Origin of the sequence: Novosphingobium sediminicola (genome assembly GCF_014196525.1) — a bacterium.
In the GTDB taxonomy this organism is placed as follows: domain Bacteria; phylum Pseudomonadota; class Alphaproteobacteria; order Sphingomonadales; family Sphingomonadaceae; genus Novosphingobium; species Novosphingobium sediminicola.
In genome coordinates, this window is record NZ_JACIDX010000035.1 from 1 (window position 1) to 13,604 (window position 13,604).

Sequence of the window (13,604 nt, forward strand, 5' to 3'; positions counted from 1 at the left end):
CAACAGACGCTGCGATGACGCGCGACCCGCTCACGCTGCCAGGGCCCGAAGCCGTCAAAATTGACCAGATGCCGAACCCCCGTGAATAAGGGGGGTTAAGTTCGTTCATCACCCGAAGCCAGAATTTGGCGCCTTCGTTTTGCTCGATCCACATGCCAAGAACGGCTTTGGTGCCATTGGCCATGACGCCCAGCGCAATGTGAATTGCCTTGTTGCGGACCAGCCCCTCATCGCGGATCTTGACCCTGATGGCATCAAAGAAAACAAGTGGATAGACCGGATCCAGAGGACGCTGTTGCCAGGCGTTGACCTCATCGAGAACCGCGTCGGTGATCGTGCTGATCAAATCCGCAGATGCATCCATGCCATAGATCTCGCGCAGGTGTTCGGCGATTTCCCTTGTGCTCATGCCTCGCGCATACATCGAGATAATCTTGTCATCGAAGCCGGGGAAACGACGCTGGTATTTGGCGATCAGCCGCGGGTCGAAACTACCTGTCCGGTCGCGCGGAACCTCGATGTCAATCTTGCCGGTACCCGTTGAAACCGTCTTGCGGCCATAGCCATTGCGGCTGTTCTCGGCTTCCGCCTCGCCGCCAAGATGGTAATCCATCTCGGCACTTAAGGCGCGTTCGGCCAGCGCCTTCTTCAACCCGTTCATCCAGTCGGGTGAGTTCAGCGCGCTGGCCGCGTCCATACCTCCCAGCAACTGGTCCAGCAGGTCATCGGGGATCGAGGGTGCTTTGCGTCGTGCCATAATTGGGGATCTTTCTACCCATTATGCCGCCCCGTACACGGAATTCAGGACACTCCCTCCCAAACGGACTCTTAGCGGAACTCAACAGTGCGCCATCTGATGGTGGCGGTCAACCAGCGCCGCACGGGAATATCGAGATATTTCCCCGCCAAAGCTGCAATTACAAAAGTGAGAAAGGTCGCAGCAAAAGGCTCCACCTCTGTGGGAAGCGCAAAGTAGTTGAAGAGCAGAGATGTTTCATTTTTTACCGGAATGTGAATGCAATAAATAGGGTAGGATAAAAATCCGAGAAGCCTGATAATACGTGTCAGGCCTGCATTGCAAGGAGCTGTTTTCGCACCGATCACAACAAACAGCGGGCAGAAGATGGCGATCTGAATTAGGTACAATAGAGCTGCATGCCCTTTGCCGGGGGCGAAGGTGAACATGGTAACAAACACTGCGGAAACGACTAGCGCCCCCGCCGCCGACTGGAGAAAGACAGGCTCTATTCTGCGGAAACTTTCAAGATCGAGCATCCGATAAATTGCGATCCCGAGGGAGAAACCGAAGATGACCCGGGGAAAGCCAACTGGGAAGCTCATCAGATCCCAGCCGCCGGGAAGGGCTACGCCGGATTTGCCAAAGGCACGCGCCATTACCAAAGACAACACCAGCATGAATACTAGCGAGCCGAAGGCCAGCCAAAAATTAACCTTCATCGACAGGCGTACAAGATAAAGAAAAATGATGTTAACCGCAAGTTCGAAAAACAACGACCATTCTGGCCCGTTGATCGGATAGGCTTCAGGCGATCCAAGATTACCGAGTTCTGGTGGGCGCCATCCGAAATAAGGAAGATAAACAGCATTGGTCAGGCCAGCTATAGCGGTTTTCATCACGCCTTGTGGATAAGGCGCGGCCATCCAGAACAGCCAAGGCAAACCGATCAATGTTCCCAAAAAAAGCAAGGGATAAAGCCGTATTACTCGCTTGAGCATGAAAGAACCGACCGTCAGATCCGACCTCGCCCCATAGGAATGGGCAAGAACGAACCCACTTAAGATAAAGAAAAAGTCGACGGCGCATGTCGCCGTGGGAAAAAGCCTGAATGAATTTTCAGAATAGTGCATAAACATGACAGAAATCGCGGCAAGGCCTCGCATGCCATCGAGAAATTCATACCGCCTATCGCTCCGTGTCATCATTGACCTCCGCAATGCCATTCCACTAATCGACGGCAATTAGAACGATAGCGAGAGGGCACGATTTCTGCAAGTGATTGGCTACTCGAGCATGCCATTCTTCATGCCCCTCTTGGCACGCAAATGCCTAGCCGCGCTCTTTCGTCAATCACACTCCTCTCTTGTGAAAAGTGTCGGGCCAATATCGAAGTAGTGACTTGATCATTGCCTGCCAGCAAGCGTTTATATAAGGCTCTATCAGGTGGGCTGCGCTTCCGACAGAAACGCCGATGATCCAGCAAAGGGTCACAGAAAACGTTATGCTCTGAACATGGAGCCTTGCGGCAAGGATCGCGCCGATCGGCGCAAACATCGGGTGAAATAGATAGATGGCATAGGACGCCGCACCTAGGAATCTCAATGGCTTCCCCACCCAGCGCCGGGCTTCGGACTCCAGCGCAACAGTGCCAAACACTATGAGCGCCGCCGGTACGCCGCAGTCAAGCCATCGTGGTAGCCCCAATTGATTACGGGACAGCAGTGTCCAGATAAATCCTAAGGCAAAGGAACTCCACGCCAGCAGGCGCGACACGCTCCGTTCTTTCTCGAAGTAAACTGCAATTAACATACCAAAAAGAAATTCTACCACAATGTTGTTGAAATAAAACTGCCAAGCCGGAAAATTTTCACCGCGCAGTACTGAAATCGATGACAAAAGAAGCAATATCATGCCACAAACCTGAACATAACTGCGCTTTGTGATCAGAGAAATTGCAAAAACCGCGTAGAACATCATCTCGAAATTCAGAGTCCACCCCACACCAAGCAACGGCTCGATCTGCCCATCCAACTTGCGAGTCGGGATGAACAACAAGGAATTGATGACCAGCGAGGTATCTAGCACCGAATGCAGCGCCAACCCCGCAGTTGCCAGCATAATCAGCACTTTGATGCTAGTAGCAAACCAGTACAGCGGCACGATGCGGTTGATGCGCTTGCCCAAGAAAGCGGCCCAGCCATATGGCTTGTCAATCAGATTGTGTGACGACCAAACTATTACGAAGCCACTTATAACAAAAAATATATCGACGCCCCTTGTGCCATTGGGCCATAGTGGCATGGGACGGAAGCGCTCCGACGTATAGAGTGTCGCATGGGTCACGACCACCATCGCTGCTGCGATGAAGCGTAGTGCCTGTAGACCTTCCAGACGGCGAGATGGCATTTCGATCAAACCTCCAAAAATTTGGTTAGTAATGCGGCCGGTATGCTGTCCAGACTGTAGATACCACAAACTTTTCACCGCGAGCGACAGCAGAAGTAAAATAGGGGAGCGCGAAAACCTGCTGGTGTGGTTTCCAGCCATTAATCGCGGCATGCTGAAACATTGCAAGACCGTCGCCTAGGCCGTATATCTGTAATTGCAGAACCAATCTGTACGATCTCTTGAGGGATTCATAGATCAGCCATAACCATTGCAAATATGGCCAACCCCACCCCTCCCCCAAGGTAGAAATTCATTTCAGTACTTAAGGTGTATTAGACCAGATCCTTATTCAAGATATTTATCACGCCGACCTATTCCAGCCAAACTCGACAAACTGCAAGTACATATCAGAAACAATTATTATAACAACTCAGCATCTAAGCCAAAAACTCAAATGGATCGTTATCTTTCAGCGATTGGAATGCATAGCGTCAACAAGCGCTGCCGCAGACCTCGCCCAACTGCGCTCTTCCTCCACAAAAGTACGCGCTTCTTGCCCTTCCCACTCCAAATCGACATCCCCCTGCCGCAGATCGATCAGAGCCTGCGTCAGGCTGGTCGCGTCATGGGCCTTGAAAAGGCGAACTTTTGCCCCATCTACAGCAAGGTCCTGAAAAGCGGGAAGATCGCTCGCCAAGATGGTGCGGGCAAAGCTCATCGCCATCAGCGCGACGCCGCTTTCATAGATCCGCAAATAGGGCAGCACCACGATCGAGGCCGCGCGATAATAAATGGAAACCTTGTCATCCGGAACGTGGCCAATATCCAGCCGAACACGCCCCAACAACCCCTTGTCAGCAAGCTTAGCACGCAGCGCTCGCTCGTCGTCTGGTTTTATCTTTCCTGCCACCAGTAGACATAGATTAGGATCGTCGCGCAAAGGAACCAGGGCCTCGATCAACAGGTCCAGTCCCTTATCGCGACGAGGATTGCCAAAAAACAGCAGAACCAGTTGATCTTCCGCCAAGCCTAGTTCCCCACGCGCGGCTGGCATGCTCGGCAGATCCGTAAAGCGGTCGACATAGTTGCCATGGCGCATGATTGCCGTCTTGGCCGCCGCCATAGGCGCCGCCGCCGCCAGTGCATCGCGCGAGAAGGCGTTATGGACGATCAGACCATCGACCCGAGCAACAATCGCTTCGCGAAACTCGAAGCGCGTCTTGGTATCCAGCCGGGCGACATCATGCACGATGGCATGGCATTTCATGCCCAGACGATGCGCGCCACGTACGATCAGATATTCAAACAAGTCGGACTTGAAGATATGGAATAGAACGGTGTCGCAACCCGCCTTGTGCGCCTTGCTCAAGGCACGAAATGTATCGCGCAGCAAATACGCCGCACGGCGCAACTGAGGACCATTGCCAGGGCCATAAACGTTTTCGAAACAGACATGCACGCCGTAGCGTGCGCCCGCTTCGAGCCCAGTAGGCGGCGAGCATACCTCTACCGGGACGCCGAGCCCGACCAATGCATTGGCCAGGTCGTGATCATAATAATGCATCCCGCCGTGCCGACTGAGCGGATCGATCAGCGCCAGATGTTTGACCATATTTCCCCCTAAATTTTGCCTTGGTGGGCTGTCCCCACGCCCCTGAATGAACCCGGAACGTAAGCGGTTGGGCTGCGTACAAAAGCGGTGATAGCTTGAAACACAGCGCCAGCCAGTTCCAAGTCGCGCTGCAACATGAAGTTGGCCGCCCTCATTGCTGAAATAGCCAGCGCCGCTGGCAGCGTCCGCCGACGCAGGGCCCAAACCAGTCGCAAATACCCCGCCGTCATGAAATAGGTCGCCATCGCACTCGGCCTCGCGCGCATCGATGTACCGATGGCTGCGCCTTCCTTATGCACCACCCACGAATCGGGTGCCCAACCGAGACGGAACCCCTGCGCCCGAGCGCGCAAGGCCCAGTCTAATTCCTCAAAGTAAAGAAAATAACGCTCATCCATCAGACCGACCTGGCGGATCAGATCGATGCTCACGAGCATGGACGCGCCTATGACATAGTCCATATCGCGCTCCACCTCGGCCTGCTCCGGCAGGTGTTCGCGCGGATTTAACGCCGCGATCGGGCGCCCCCGCCCCCGGCTAATGTCAAAACGGCCACCGCATCCTTGCAGAACGTCCTTCGGTTTGTAATAGATCAGCGTCGATCCGCACATGCTGACCGGCACCTCAGTGCGATGCACTGCAGGCTGGCACCGCCGCAACAGAGCGGCAAGACTGTCCGGCTCGACCAGCGTGTCATTGTTGAGCAGCCAAACATGGGTAGCTGCCGGGTCGGCTAACGCCTCGCGCATGCCAATGTTGCAACCACCTGCAAAGCCCAGATTTTCGGGGGAGGGAATGAACCGCAGCGAATATCCGCACCCATGCGAGACCTGCTTCCAGCCTGAACGCCGGTCAGCGGCACAGCCCAGGAAATCGGCGATCTCGCGCGCCGAATCGCTCGGCGAACCATTATCGACCAGAACGACCCTGAACGCCGGCCCGGTAAGGGCGCCCAGCGAGACGAGGCATTCGATCGTATCGCTAGCCCGACCGTAGTTCACGATAATGATATAGACCAGTGGATCGGCCGTCATGCTACCACCCCTTTGCCAACAGGGCGATCGCCAGAAGTAGGTTGAGGGTGGAGATGACCACTAGCCTCCGCTGCTTCAAGGCCCCGCCGCATACGAGCGTCGTCACGCATTGTGAAATCATCAGTGCACCGAAATACCCGGTGAAACTGGGGGCATGCTGAAAATAGACGAGCGCCAGACTGGATATCGCCAGATCCGCCACCCCCTTGAGCATAATCACCAGCCCCATCCGGCGAACATTGGCCTCGCGCAGGATGATCGGCGTTGAACAAGCCAGGCCGAGCCAGGCCAACGCGACTCCCCCATAGGCGAGGATGGCGGCCCCCTGCAGTTGGTGCAACCCCACCGCTAGCACGACGAGGATCATCGATGCCACAGGGAAGAAGACCGAATGCTTGACCCTCTTTCGGTTAGCGTCTTCCCAATTGATGCTGACCATCAGCACGGCGTTGACAAGCACACCGACTACTGCCGCCCCGATCCGGTTGGCCAAGAACAGCACGGTAGCCGAGCCCGCGTTCAGTTCTCCTGCGGCGGTTACAAAACCGATCGGCAGTACGGTGCTGGTGATCAGCCCTACGATCAAGCCGACAATGTGGAGGACCTTGTTGCGCCCGGCCTCAGGTGCTTCGCGCGTCATCTTACGGTCAAGCTGGGGGAGCGGCCAGACTGCCATAACGACAGCAACTAGCCAGGCAACCACCGCCCAAGTGATCGCCGGTAACAAAGGTGAAATGGCCAGACCTGGCATCAGGAAATGCGCCATGACCGTGGCCAGTCCCATGCCTACGTTAGGCGCAATCGTGATCCCGGCCAGCAACCAAGGACGGCCAAGACAGGCCTGCCGCACGCCGCGCACGCTCGCCAAGCCCAACGCGATCCCGCCGATTCCGAAGATCACGATGATCGCCCCTGTCAGCCAGGAGCCCAGAAGATGATGCCCGCCGCGATGCAGCGCCGACACCACTGAATATGCGGTCAATACCCCCGCAAACACGATCACACTCGCATCGACAGTCTTCCAATAGTCGAACGAAGGGCGCCCGATAACAATCAGATAGACGACACCGAGCACTAGGCCATTATATGGTCCCACCCCGGTTTGTACGCCTACACTGTAGACGTCAGAAAACTGAAGTCCCAGCAATGGGAGCAGGAACAGGCTAAAGGCCGAAATCGCCTGCGACAGCAGGAGCAAGGCGCTGGTCGGGCCGAACCGAAGAATGTTGGCGCGCGCTCGCGCGATCAGGACTGCCACAACCATTCCTCAGCTTGTTGGCGACCGCTACGTGCCGGCAAAAAAGCCAGAACATCTGCACTGCCTAGGTCAGAATTGAGGGCCTTGACGATCCCCTCGGCCAATAGGCCAGCATCCGTTGGGTGGTCGACGATTATATGCCCGGCCTGGCCGAGCCATGCACTCAATCCCGTATCTGGTGAAGTGACGACAACGCAGCCATGCGACAACGCCTCAACGATAGGTAGACCGATCTGTTCACGCCACCGTGTGGACCCAATGGAAGGAAGAACTAGAACCCTGGCTCCAGAAAGAGCATCATGAATGTCAGCGCGGGGCGGATCGATCTTCAGAGAGACCTCCGGTCGCTGACTGGCCCATTCCGTCACTTGTCCTGCCAAAACCCCCTTGCCGATGATCTCCAGCCGGGCGGAAGGCACTACCGCAAGGACCGCCAGCCACGCATCCATGAGGTGCCGGATCCCCTTGCGATCATCGAAAGCGCCCAAGAACATTACGGAATCCGCCATCTTGACGCAGCGACAAATCGGGCAGGGCGGCTCAACAGCGGCGAACACCCGACTGGTGACACTGGCGGGAAGCTCTCCCATAAAGGCATGGTAAGCTGACCGAGCTTCCTCGGAACCGAAAGCAATTCGGGAAAACCGCCCTGCCAGCAACCACAAAGCCTGCCGTAGCAAAAGCGCAAGCCCCACGCCCCAACGCCCACCGTGACTAGCGATCTTGGCGTTCATATCTATGTTTTCGATGGCATAGGTCACGACGCGCGTGCCCTTACCACGCAGCAGTCCGGATAACGCCGCGCCCGCCACGCAGGCTGCCATCATGGGCAAGGCTCTAAGGAATAGTGGCTCATTCAACTCGACACAATCCGGTCGAGCTCGGACAATGCGAAAAAAGGCCCGTAGCGGTGATACTTGGAGAACCCCCAGTTTGCGCGCTGCATCCTTGTCGAAGTCGTAGCTGGCCTTGCGATACAGCAGACTGATTCCCGAAGGGCCGTCCGCGGCTCGCTCCAGATGGGCGGTACGCACCTCGTCGTACACCTTGTAACCGCTTAGCAGTTTCACGTTCCTTGCTTCACCTGATGTAGGCATCCGACAATATTTTCCGCCGTACCGCCCAAAACCCCAACGGATAATTGAATTTAAAATTCAAACATCACATAGAAAACGTGATCACAATTCACAATTATAGCCCAAACCCCGAAAAATCATGGAATTTAGAAGATCTTTGGACAATACATCAAAGATTTGAAAATATTACAAGCCAAGAAACCTAACACTTTAATACCATCAATTCTTCATACTGAGCAAGGATGTCGGGCCAAGTGAAGGCCTCAAGCCACCGCTTGACAGCTTGCGATGACAGTTCCCTCTGCAAGGAGGGATCTGCTATAAGATCGTCGATCTGCTTACTCACGTCAGCCGCATCGACAAAATATAGCCCTGCGCCGCCAGCAACCCAGCGATTGAACTTATTATCATGCGCAATGACAGCATTGCCTGCGCCCAGAGCTTCCACCAGAGATGGATTAGTACCGCCGACTTGGTGCCCGTGGATATAGGCTAAACTGTAGAAACGCAGAGCCTGAATACGCGATGCTTCGTAGACTGGGCCGGGAAACAAGACCTCATCACTAGCAGCGGCCATAACTTGACAGTGATAGTCATGATCTCTTGTGTATTTGCCCAGCACCAGCAACTTCATCCCCCGCGGCTTGGCGGAAAAGCCTTGAACAATTTCCAGAATAGAGTTTTCAGGCTCCGCACGCGCGATCACGGTCAGATATCGATGCGCTTCCACACCATAATCAGCCAAGAGCGTGATATCAGCCTGATCAATGCCGGGCGCCCCATAGGGAATCGTCGCGATCCTGTCGTGTGGAACTCGGGTGGCCAAATGTTCAGCAATAGATGGGTGGTCGGCTACAAGCTTAGTGCCAGCCCATGCGGCAAGTCTCTCGTTGACCCAAAGATAAATCTTGGCTGGAGTGCTGTACTTGGCGCGTTTCCATTCCAAGCCATCCATGTTAATAAAGTTCTTTCGCCTCCGCCAAGACAAAAAGCTGCACAGAAATCCCGTGTTATAACCCAAAGTCAGGATTGTACCCGGAAGCGACAGGACGTCCATGGTAGCCTTGATGTCAAACTCGATCGTTCCGATCGATCCGTCTCGCTTCACAGGAATGTGGATGCGCTCCACTCCTTCCCAAACATCGACCTCGCGGCGACCGCTAGCCGACCCCTGGCAATAGACGGTCACTTTCCACCCTCGTTCAACCAGATAGAGAGCAAGACGCTCGGCAAATGTTTCAAACCCACCATGAGCCGCCGGAAGCCCCCGGATGCCCATGATGATGACATGGCCAGTAGACACATTATGCACGGGATGGTTTGTCACAGGATCATTTCGAGGCAAGAAGGGTCCGCAGATACTTGGGATAGTCACCCTTCCCAAGCGTGGCGATGGTGCTTTCCAACCCGGCATCGTCGATAAAGCCCTGACGCCAGGCGATTTCTTCAGGGCAGGCGATTTTAAAGCCCTGACGCTTCTCCAGAGTTCGAACGAATTCGGCCGCCTCCAACAGGCTATCGGGCGTGCCGGTATCCAGCCAGGCAAAACCCCGCCCCATGATCTCGACGGAGAGTTGTCCGCGCTCCAAATAAGCGCGGTTAACATCAGTGATCTCTAACTCGCCACGGGGCGAAGGCTGCAGATTGGCGGCAATCTCCACTACTTGGCCGTCGTAGAAGTACAGCCCAGTCACCGCCCAGTTCGATTTTGGGGCAGCAGGCTTTTCCTCGATCGACAGCGCACACATATCCTTGTCGAACTCGACCACGCCATAGCGCTCCGGGTCTGTGACGTGATAGGCGAAAACCGAAGCGCCGGTGTCGCGTCCAGATGCACTGCCTAGCAATTCGGGCAGGCCATGGCCGTGATAGATGTTGTCCCCAAGAATCAAAGCAGAAGGATTGTTGCCCACAAAGTCCGCGCCGATGATATAAGCCTGCGCCAAACCATCGGGACTGGGCTGCACGGCATATTCAATCTGCATACCCCATTGCGACCCATCGCCCAACAACTGTTGAAAGCTAGGGGTGTCACGCGGAGTCGAGATGATCAGCACTTCACGAATGCCAGCTAGCATCAATGTGCTAAGCGGAAAATATATCATAGGCTTGTCGTAGACAGGCATCAACTGCTTCGACACCGCAAGCGTCATCGGATACAGTCGAGTGCCGCTACCGCCGGCGAGGATAATCCCCTTCATGCCACATTCTCCTGTATCTCTTTAACAAGGCGAGCAACAACCGGAACGAGGCTGGTCTGCCATGCGGGCAACCTCACACCATGAGCGGTGGCCAACTTATCGCCATTGAGGCGCGAATTGGCTGGGCGCTTTGCCGACGTTGGATATTGCGCGGTTGTGATACGATTGACGCTTACGCTTGGCCCACCTTCCGCTGCGGAAGCGGCAAACACCGCCTCGGCGAAATCAGCCCAAGTACCCTCACCCTGACCAGTGGCGTGGAAGACACCGCGCATTGCTGGATTACCGCTAGCTACCAGATTAGCCGCCACCGCAATGCAAACATCGGCCAGATCAAGCGCATTGGTCGGGCAGCCATACTGATCCGCAACCACTGACAATTCATCACGCGACGAGGCCAACCGAAGCATAGTCTTCACGAAATTGTTGCCGAATGGGCTGTAGACCCAAGCCGTACGCAGGACCGCCGCATCCGCACCACTTGCCAGCACGGCCTCTTCTCCGACTAGCTTCGAGGCGCCATAGACGCCCGTCGGCCCCGTCGGATCACTTTCCACATAAGGCTCGCATTTGTCTCCGGCAAAGACATAGTCGGTCGACACATGGACCAGTGGCACACCCAGACGCTTTGCAGCACGCGCTACGGCCCCCGCACCTTCGCCATTAATGGCAAATGCCAGTTCTGGCTCGCTCTCGGCTCTGTCTACGGCAGTGTGAGCCGCAGCATTGACGATCGCATCTGGCTGGGCCACCGTCAAAGCGGCGTAAATGGCATCGTCATCAGGCTGGGCAAGATCAAGCACGGGCGGCCCCACAGCCACCACCTCATAGCCCAGAGCCCGGCCTCGCTCTGCCATGGAAAGCACAAGCTGCCCCGGCCCGCCGGTCACCAATATCTTCATGACTTAGCCCCCACAGCGACCAGTCCTAGGCGCTCGCCGTCATAGGTTCCCTGCAGCGGACGCCACCACCAGTCATTCTCGAGATACCATTTCACGGTCTTCTCGATTCCCGTGTCGAAGTTTTCCAGCGCGCGCCAACCAAGCTCATTCTCCAGCTTGGTAGCGTCGATGGCATAGCGCGCATCATGGCCGGGCCGATCAGTAACGAAGCGGATCAACTCCTCACGCGGCTGCTCGACCGGAACCAGTTCATCAAGCACGGTGCAGATACGCCGGACAACATCGATGTTGCGGCGCTCGTTGCGCCCCCCCACATTGTAGGTCTCACCCAGGCGCCCCTTTGCAGCAATCAGATCCAACGCACGGGCATGGTCCTCAACATATAGCCAGTCGCGTATATTCTCGCCCTTGCCGTAGACTGGCAACTCACGGCCCGCCAGCGCATTCAAAATGGTGAGGGGAATCAACTTCTCGGGGAAGTGGTAAGGCCCATAATTGTTCGAGCAGTTCGACACCACGATCGGCATGCCGTAGGTACGATGCCATGCCTTGGCGAGATGATCGCTAGCCGCCTTCGATGCCGAATAGGGGCTCGAGGGATCATAGGGCGTATCCTCGCGAAACAACTCGTCACTGCCCAATTCGCCGCCCAGCGAGCCATAGACTTCATCAGTGGACACGTGCAGGAAACGAAAAGAATCCTTACCGTGTGAGTCGAGCCCGCTCCAATAGGCCCGCGCCGCTTCCAAAAGCGTAAAAGTGCCGACGACATTTGTGGAAATGAAATCCGCAGCGCCGGTAATTGAACGATCGACATGACTTTCTGCAGCCAAGTGCATGATCCGGTCAGGCTGAAAAGTCGAGACAGCCTGCTTCATGGCAGCGGCATCGCGGATGTCAGCCTGCAGAAAACTGTAGTTGGACTTATTCTCCACCAGCTTCACCGAGGCAAGGTTACCGGCATAGGTCAGCAAGTCGATACTCTGGACAACATGCCCTTCACCCACCAGGTGGCGTACCAACGCAGAACCGATGAAGCCCGCGCCCCCGGTCACGATAATTTTCATCGATCAGCTCCCATACGGAAATATTCGGGCAAATCAGCCAACAATGGCTGGATGGCGTCCTTACCGGACAGCGTCGAATCATCCGCCACGTCGGGCCATACAATGCCAATCGCGGGGTCATCCCAACGCGTCCCCTTGTCACATTCGGCGCTGTAGTAAGAAGTAACCTTGTAGCACACGACTGTATCAGGCTTAAGCGTACAGAACCCATGCGCAAAGCCTGGGGGCACCCAAAGCTGATTGCAGGCGTCAGGTGTCAGTTCGACTGCAATCCACTTGCCAAAGGTAGGCGATCCATGCCGGATATCGACAGCGACGTCGAAAATGGCGCCAGCAACACAGCGCACGAGCTTGCCTTGCGCCATCGGTTCGCTCTGAAAATGCAGACCTCGAATGGTTCCAACCTTCGAACTGAGCGATTGATTTTCCTGAACGAAATCTGAGCCCCCAGCATATTCTGCGAACCGGTCCTCGCGGAACAATTCGGTAAAATACCCTCGCTCATCACCCAGTTTGCGTGGCACGACCTCCACAGGTCCGCTAATATCAAACAAGCGAAAGTTCACCGCAATTCCCTTACAATATACTCGTTATTACTTACATATGCTGCAGCGCAAAACAAGAGAGAATTGGCCTACCGGGACACCTCGAAGAACCGGTAGATTTGGCCTGCTCGCGGCATTGAGGATTGCGCAGGGGCGTTGATGCCCGATTTTCGGCTTCCCTTGGCTGTCTGATCTTTGCTTGGCGCCCTGCTTTGAGGCCGTTGCCTTTCATGCGGGCGCAGTCCGCCCTTCGAGCCATGCGAGGCGTTGGAAATTATAGACCAGATTGGCAATGCCGATCTTGATGGTGGCACGGGCGATGCCAATGGTGCGCACGACAAGGCCCATCCTGTGATTTTGCCCCGCGAAAACATGCTCGACATGAGCGCGGATCTTGGAACGCCGTGTGTTGGCCTTGCTGACCAAGTCCGGCAATCGCGCACCATCATGGGCGTTGGCCGCGCGGGCGACCCAGCGGTGAGAGTCGCCCTGTTTGAAGCCGCACATGTTGTGATGACCCGTGTAGCGAAAGGGTCGACCTTAAAAACCTGGGCAATAAATGTTGCCAAGCGGCGCGGAGCGAAGGGCGCCAAGATGGCACTCGCCAGCAAACTTGGTGTCATCCTGCACCAGATGTGAGTCGATGAAACTGAATTCCGGTTCGACCAAACTGATTAGCATTCCTAGCCTCTGTTATTCACCGGAGCGCACGAGAGGGTTGGCGGGAGTAGCGTAAGGCATTGTCCTGTTATAGGAAATTGGGTGCTTAGACCAAACCTATA

12 protein-coding genes and 1 pseudogene are annotated in these 13,604 nt (G+C 55.5%); all 13 read right to left on the minus strand.

Features of this window, described 5'->3' with window-relative positions; all coding sequences use genetic code 11:
- On the minus strand, positions 1-757 hold a 757-nt coding region (locus tag GGR38_RS23350), incomplete at its 3' end, for an IS256 family transposase (protein WP_246405244.1).
- Positions 758-828: 71 nt separating this feature from the next.
- Positions 829-1,941, minus strand: a complete 1,113-nt coding sequence (locus GGR38_RS23355) for an acyltransferase family protein (protein WP_183629346.1) — start codon at positions 1,939-1,941, stop codon at positions 829-831.
- Positions 1,942-2,089: 148 nt separating this feature from the next.
- Positions 2,090-3,286, minus strand: a complete 1,197-nt coding sequence (locus GGR38_RS23360) for an acyltransferase family protein (protein WP_183629348.1) — start codon at positions 3,284-3,286, stop codon at positions 2,090-2,092.
- 310 nt (positions 3,287-3,596) lie between these two features.
- The gene (locus tag GGR38_RS23365) at positions 3,597-4,739 is read right to left on the minus strand and encodes a glycosyltransferase family 4 protein (protein WP_183629351.1); all 1,143 of its coding nucleotides are present in this window, start codon (positions 4,737-4,739) and stop codon (positions 3,597-3,599) included.
- An 8-nt stretch (positions 4,740-4,747) separates the two neighbouring features.
- The gene (locus GGR38_RS23370) at positions 4,748-5,773 is read right to left on the minus strand and encodes a glycosyltransferase family 2 protein (protein ID WP_183629353.1); all 1,026 of its coding nucleotides are present in this window, start codon (positions 5,771-5,773) and stop codon (positions 4,748-4,750) included.
- A 1-nt stretch (position 5,774) separates the two neighbouring features.
- Positions 5,775-7,031 carry a hypothetical protein gene (locus GGR38_RS23375; protein WP_183629356.1) on the minus strand — a complete coding sequence of 419 codons (1,257 nt, stop codon included), beginning with the start codon at positions 7,029-7,031 and terminating at the stop codon, positions 5,775-5,777.
- Positions 7,019-8,101 carry a glycosyltransferase gene (locus GGR38_RS23380; protein ID WP_183629358.1) on the minus strand — a complete coding sequence of 361 codons (1,083 nt, stop codon included), beginning with the start codon at positions 8,099-8,101 and terminating at the stop codon, positions 7,019-7,021. The genes GGR38_RS23375 and GGR38_RS23380 overlap by 13 nt, the downstream gene beginning before the upstream one ends.
- A gap of 208 nt (positions 8,102-8,309) precedes the next feature.
- Positions 8,310-9,434 (minus strand): DUF1972 domain-containing protein, encoded by a 1,125-nt coding sequence (locus GGR38_RS23385; protein ID WP_343059212.1) that lies wholly within the window; start codon positions 9,432-9,434, stop codon positions 8,310-8,312.
- Positions 9,435-9,438: 4 nt separating this feature from the next.
- Entirely contained in the window at positions 9,439-10,308 is an 870-nt protein-coding gene (rfbA, locus tag GGR38_RS23390; protein ID WP_183629360.1) for a glucose-1-phosphate thymidylyltransferase RfbA, read from the minus strand.
- A complete protein-coding gene (rfbD, locus tag GGR38_RS23395) occupies positions 10,305-11,210 on the minus strand; it encodes a dTDP-4-dehydrorhamnose reductase (RefSeq protein WP_183629362.1) in 906 nt (301 codons plus the stop codon). The genes rfbA and rfbD overlap by 4 nt, the downstream gene beginning before the upstream one ends.
- On the minus strand, positions 11,207-12,277 hold the full coding sequence (gene rfbB, locus GGR38_RS23400; protein ID WP_183629364.1) for a dTDP-glucose 4,6-dehydratase: 1,071 nt from the start codon (positions 12,275-12,277) through the stop codon (positions 11,207-11,209). The genes rfbD and rfbB overlap by 4 nt, the downstream gene beginning before the upstream one ends.
- Positions 12,274-12,843 carry a dTDP-4-dehydrorhamnose 3,5-epimerase gene (gene rfbC / locus GGR38_RS23405; RefSeq protein ID WP_183629366.1) on the minus strand — a complete coding sequence of 190 codons (570 nt, stop codon included), beginning with the start codon at positions 12,841-12,843 and terminating at the stop codon, positions 12,274-12,276. Before rfbC ends, rfbB begins: the two co-directional genes overlap by 4 nt.
- Positions 12,844-13,050: 207 nt before the next feature.
- Positions 13,051-13,341: pseudogene (locus GGR38_RS23410) on the minus strand (IS5/IS1182 family transposase); the annotation flags it as partial.
- Between the last annotated feature and the right edge of the window lie 263 nt (positions 13,342-13,604).

Coding starts and splice junctions, on each gene's coding strand:
- GGR38_RS23355 (WP_183629346.1), bottom strand. CDS start 1,941: ATGACACGGAGCGATAGGCGGTATGAATTTCTCGATGGCATGCGAGGC.
- rfbB (WP_183629364.1), bottom strand. CDS start 12,277: ATGAAAATTATCGTGACCGGGGGCGCGGGCTTCATCGGTTCTGCGTTG.
- rfbD (WP_183629362.1), bottom strand. CDS start 11,210: ATGAAGATATTGGTGACCGGCGGGCCGGGGCAGCTTGTGCTTTCCATG.
- GGR38_RS23360 (WP_183629348.1), bottom strand. CDS start 3,286: ATGGCTGGAAACCACACCAGCAGGTTTTCGCGCTCCCCTATTTTACTT.
- rfbA (WP_183629360.1), bottom strand. CDS start 10,308: ATGAAGGGGATTATCCTCGCCGGCGGTAGCGGCACTCGACTGTATCCG.
- GGR38_RS23370 (WP_183629353.1), bottom strand. CDS start 5,773: ATGACGGCCGATCCACTGGTCTATATCATTATCGTGAACTACGGTCGG.
- GGR38_RS23365 (WP_183629351.1), bottom strand. CDS start 4,739: ATGGTCAAACATCTGGCGCTGATCGATCCGCTCAGTCGGCACGGCGGG.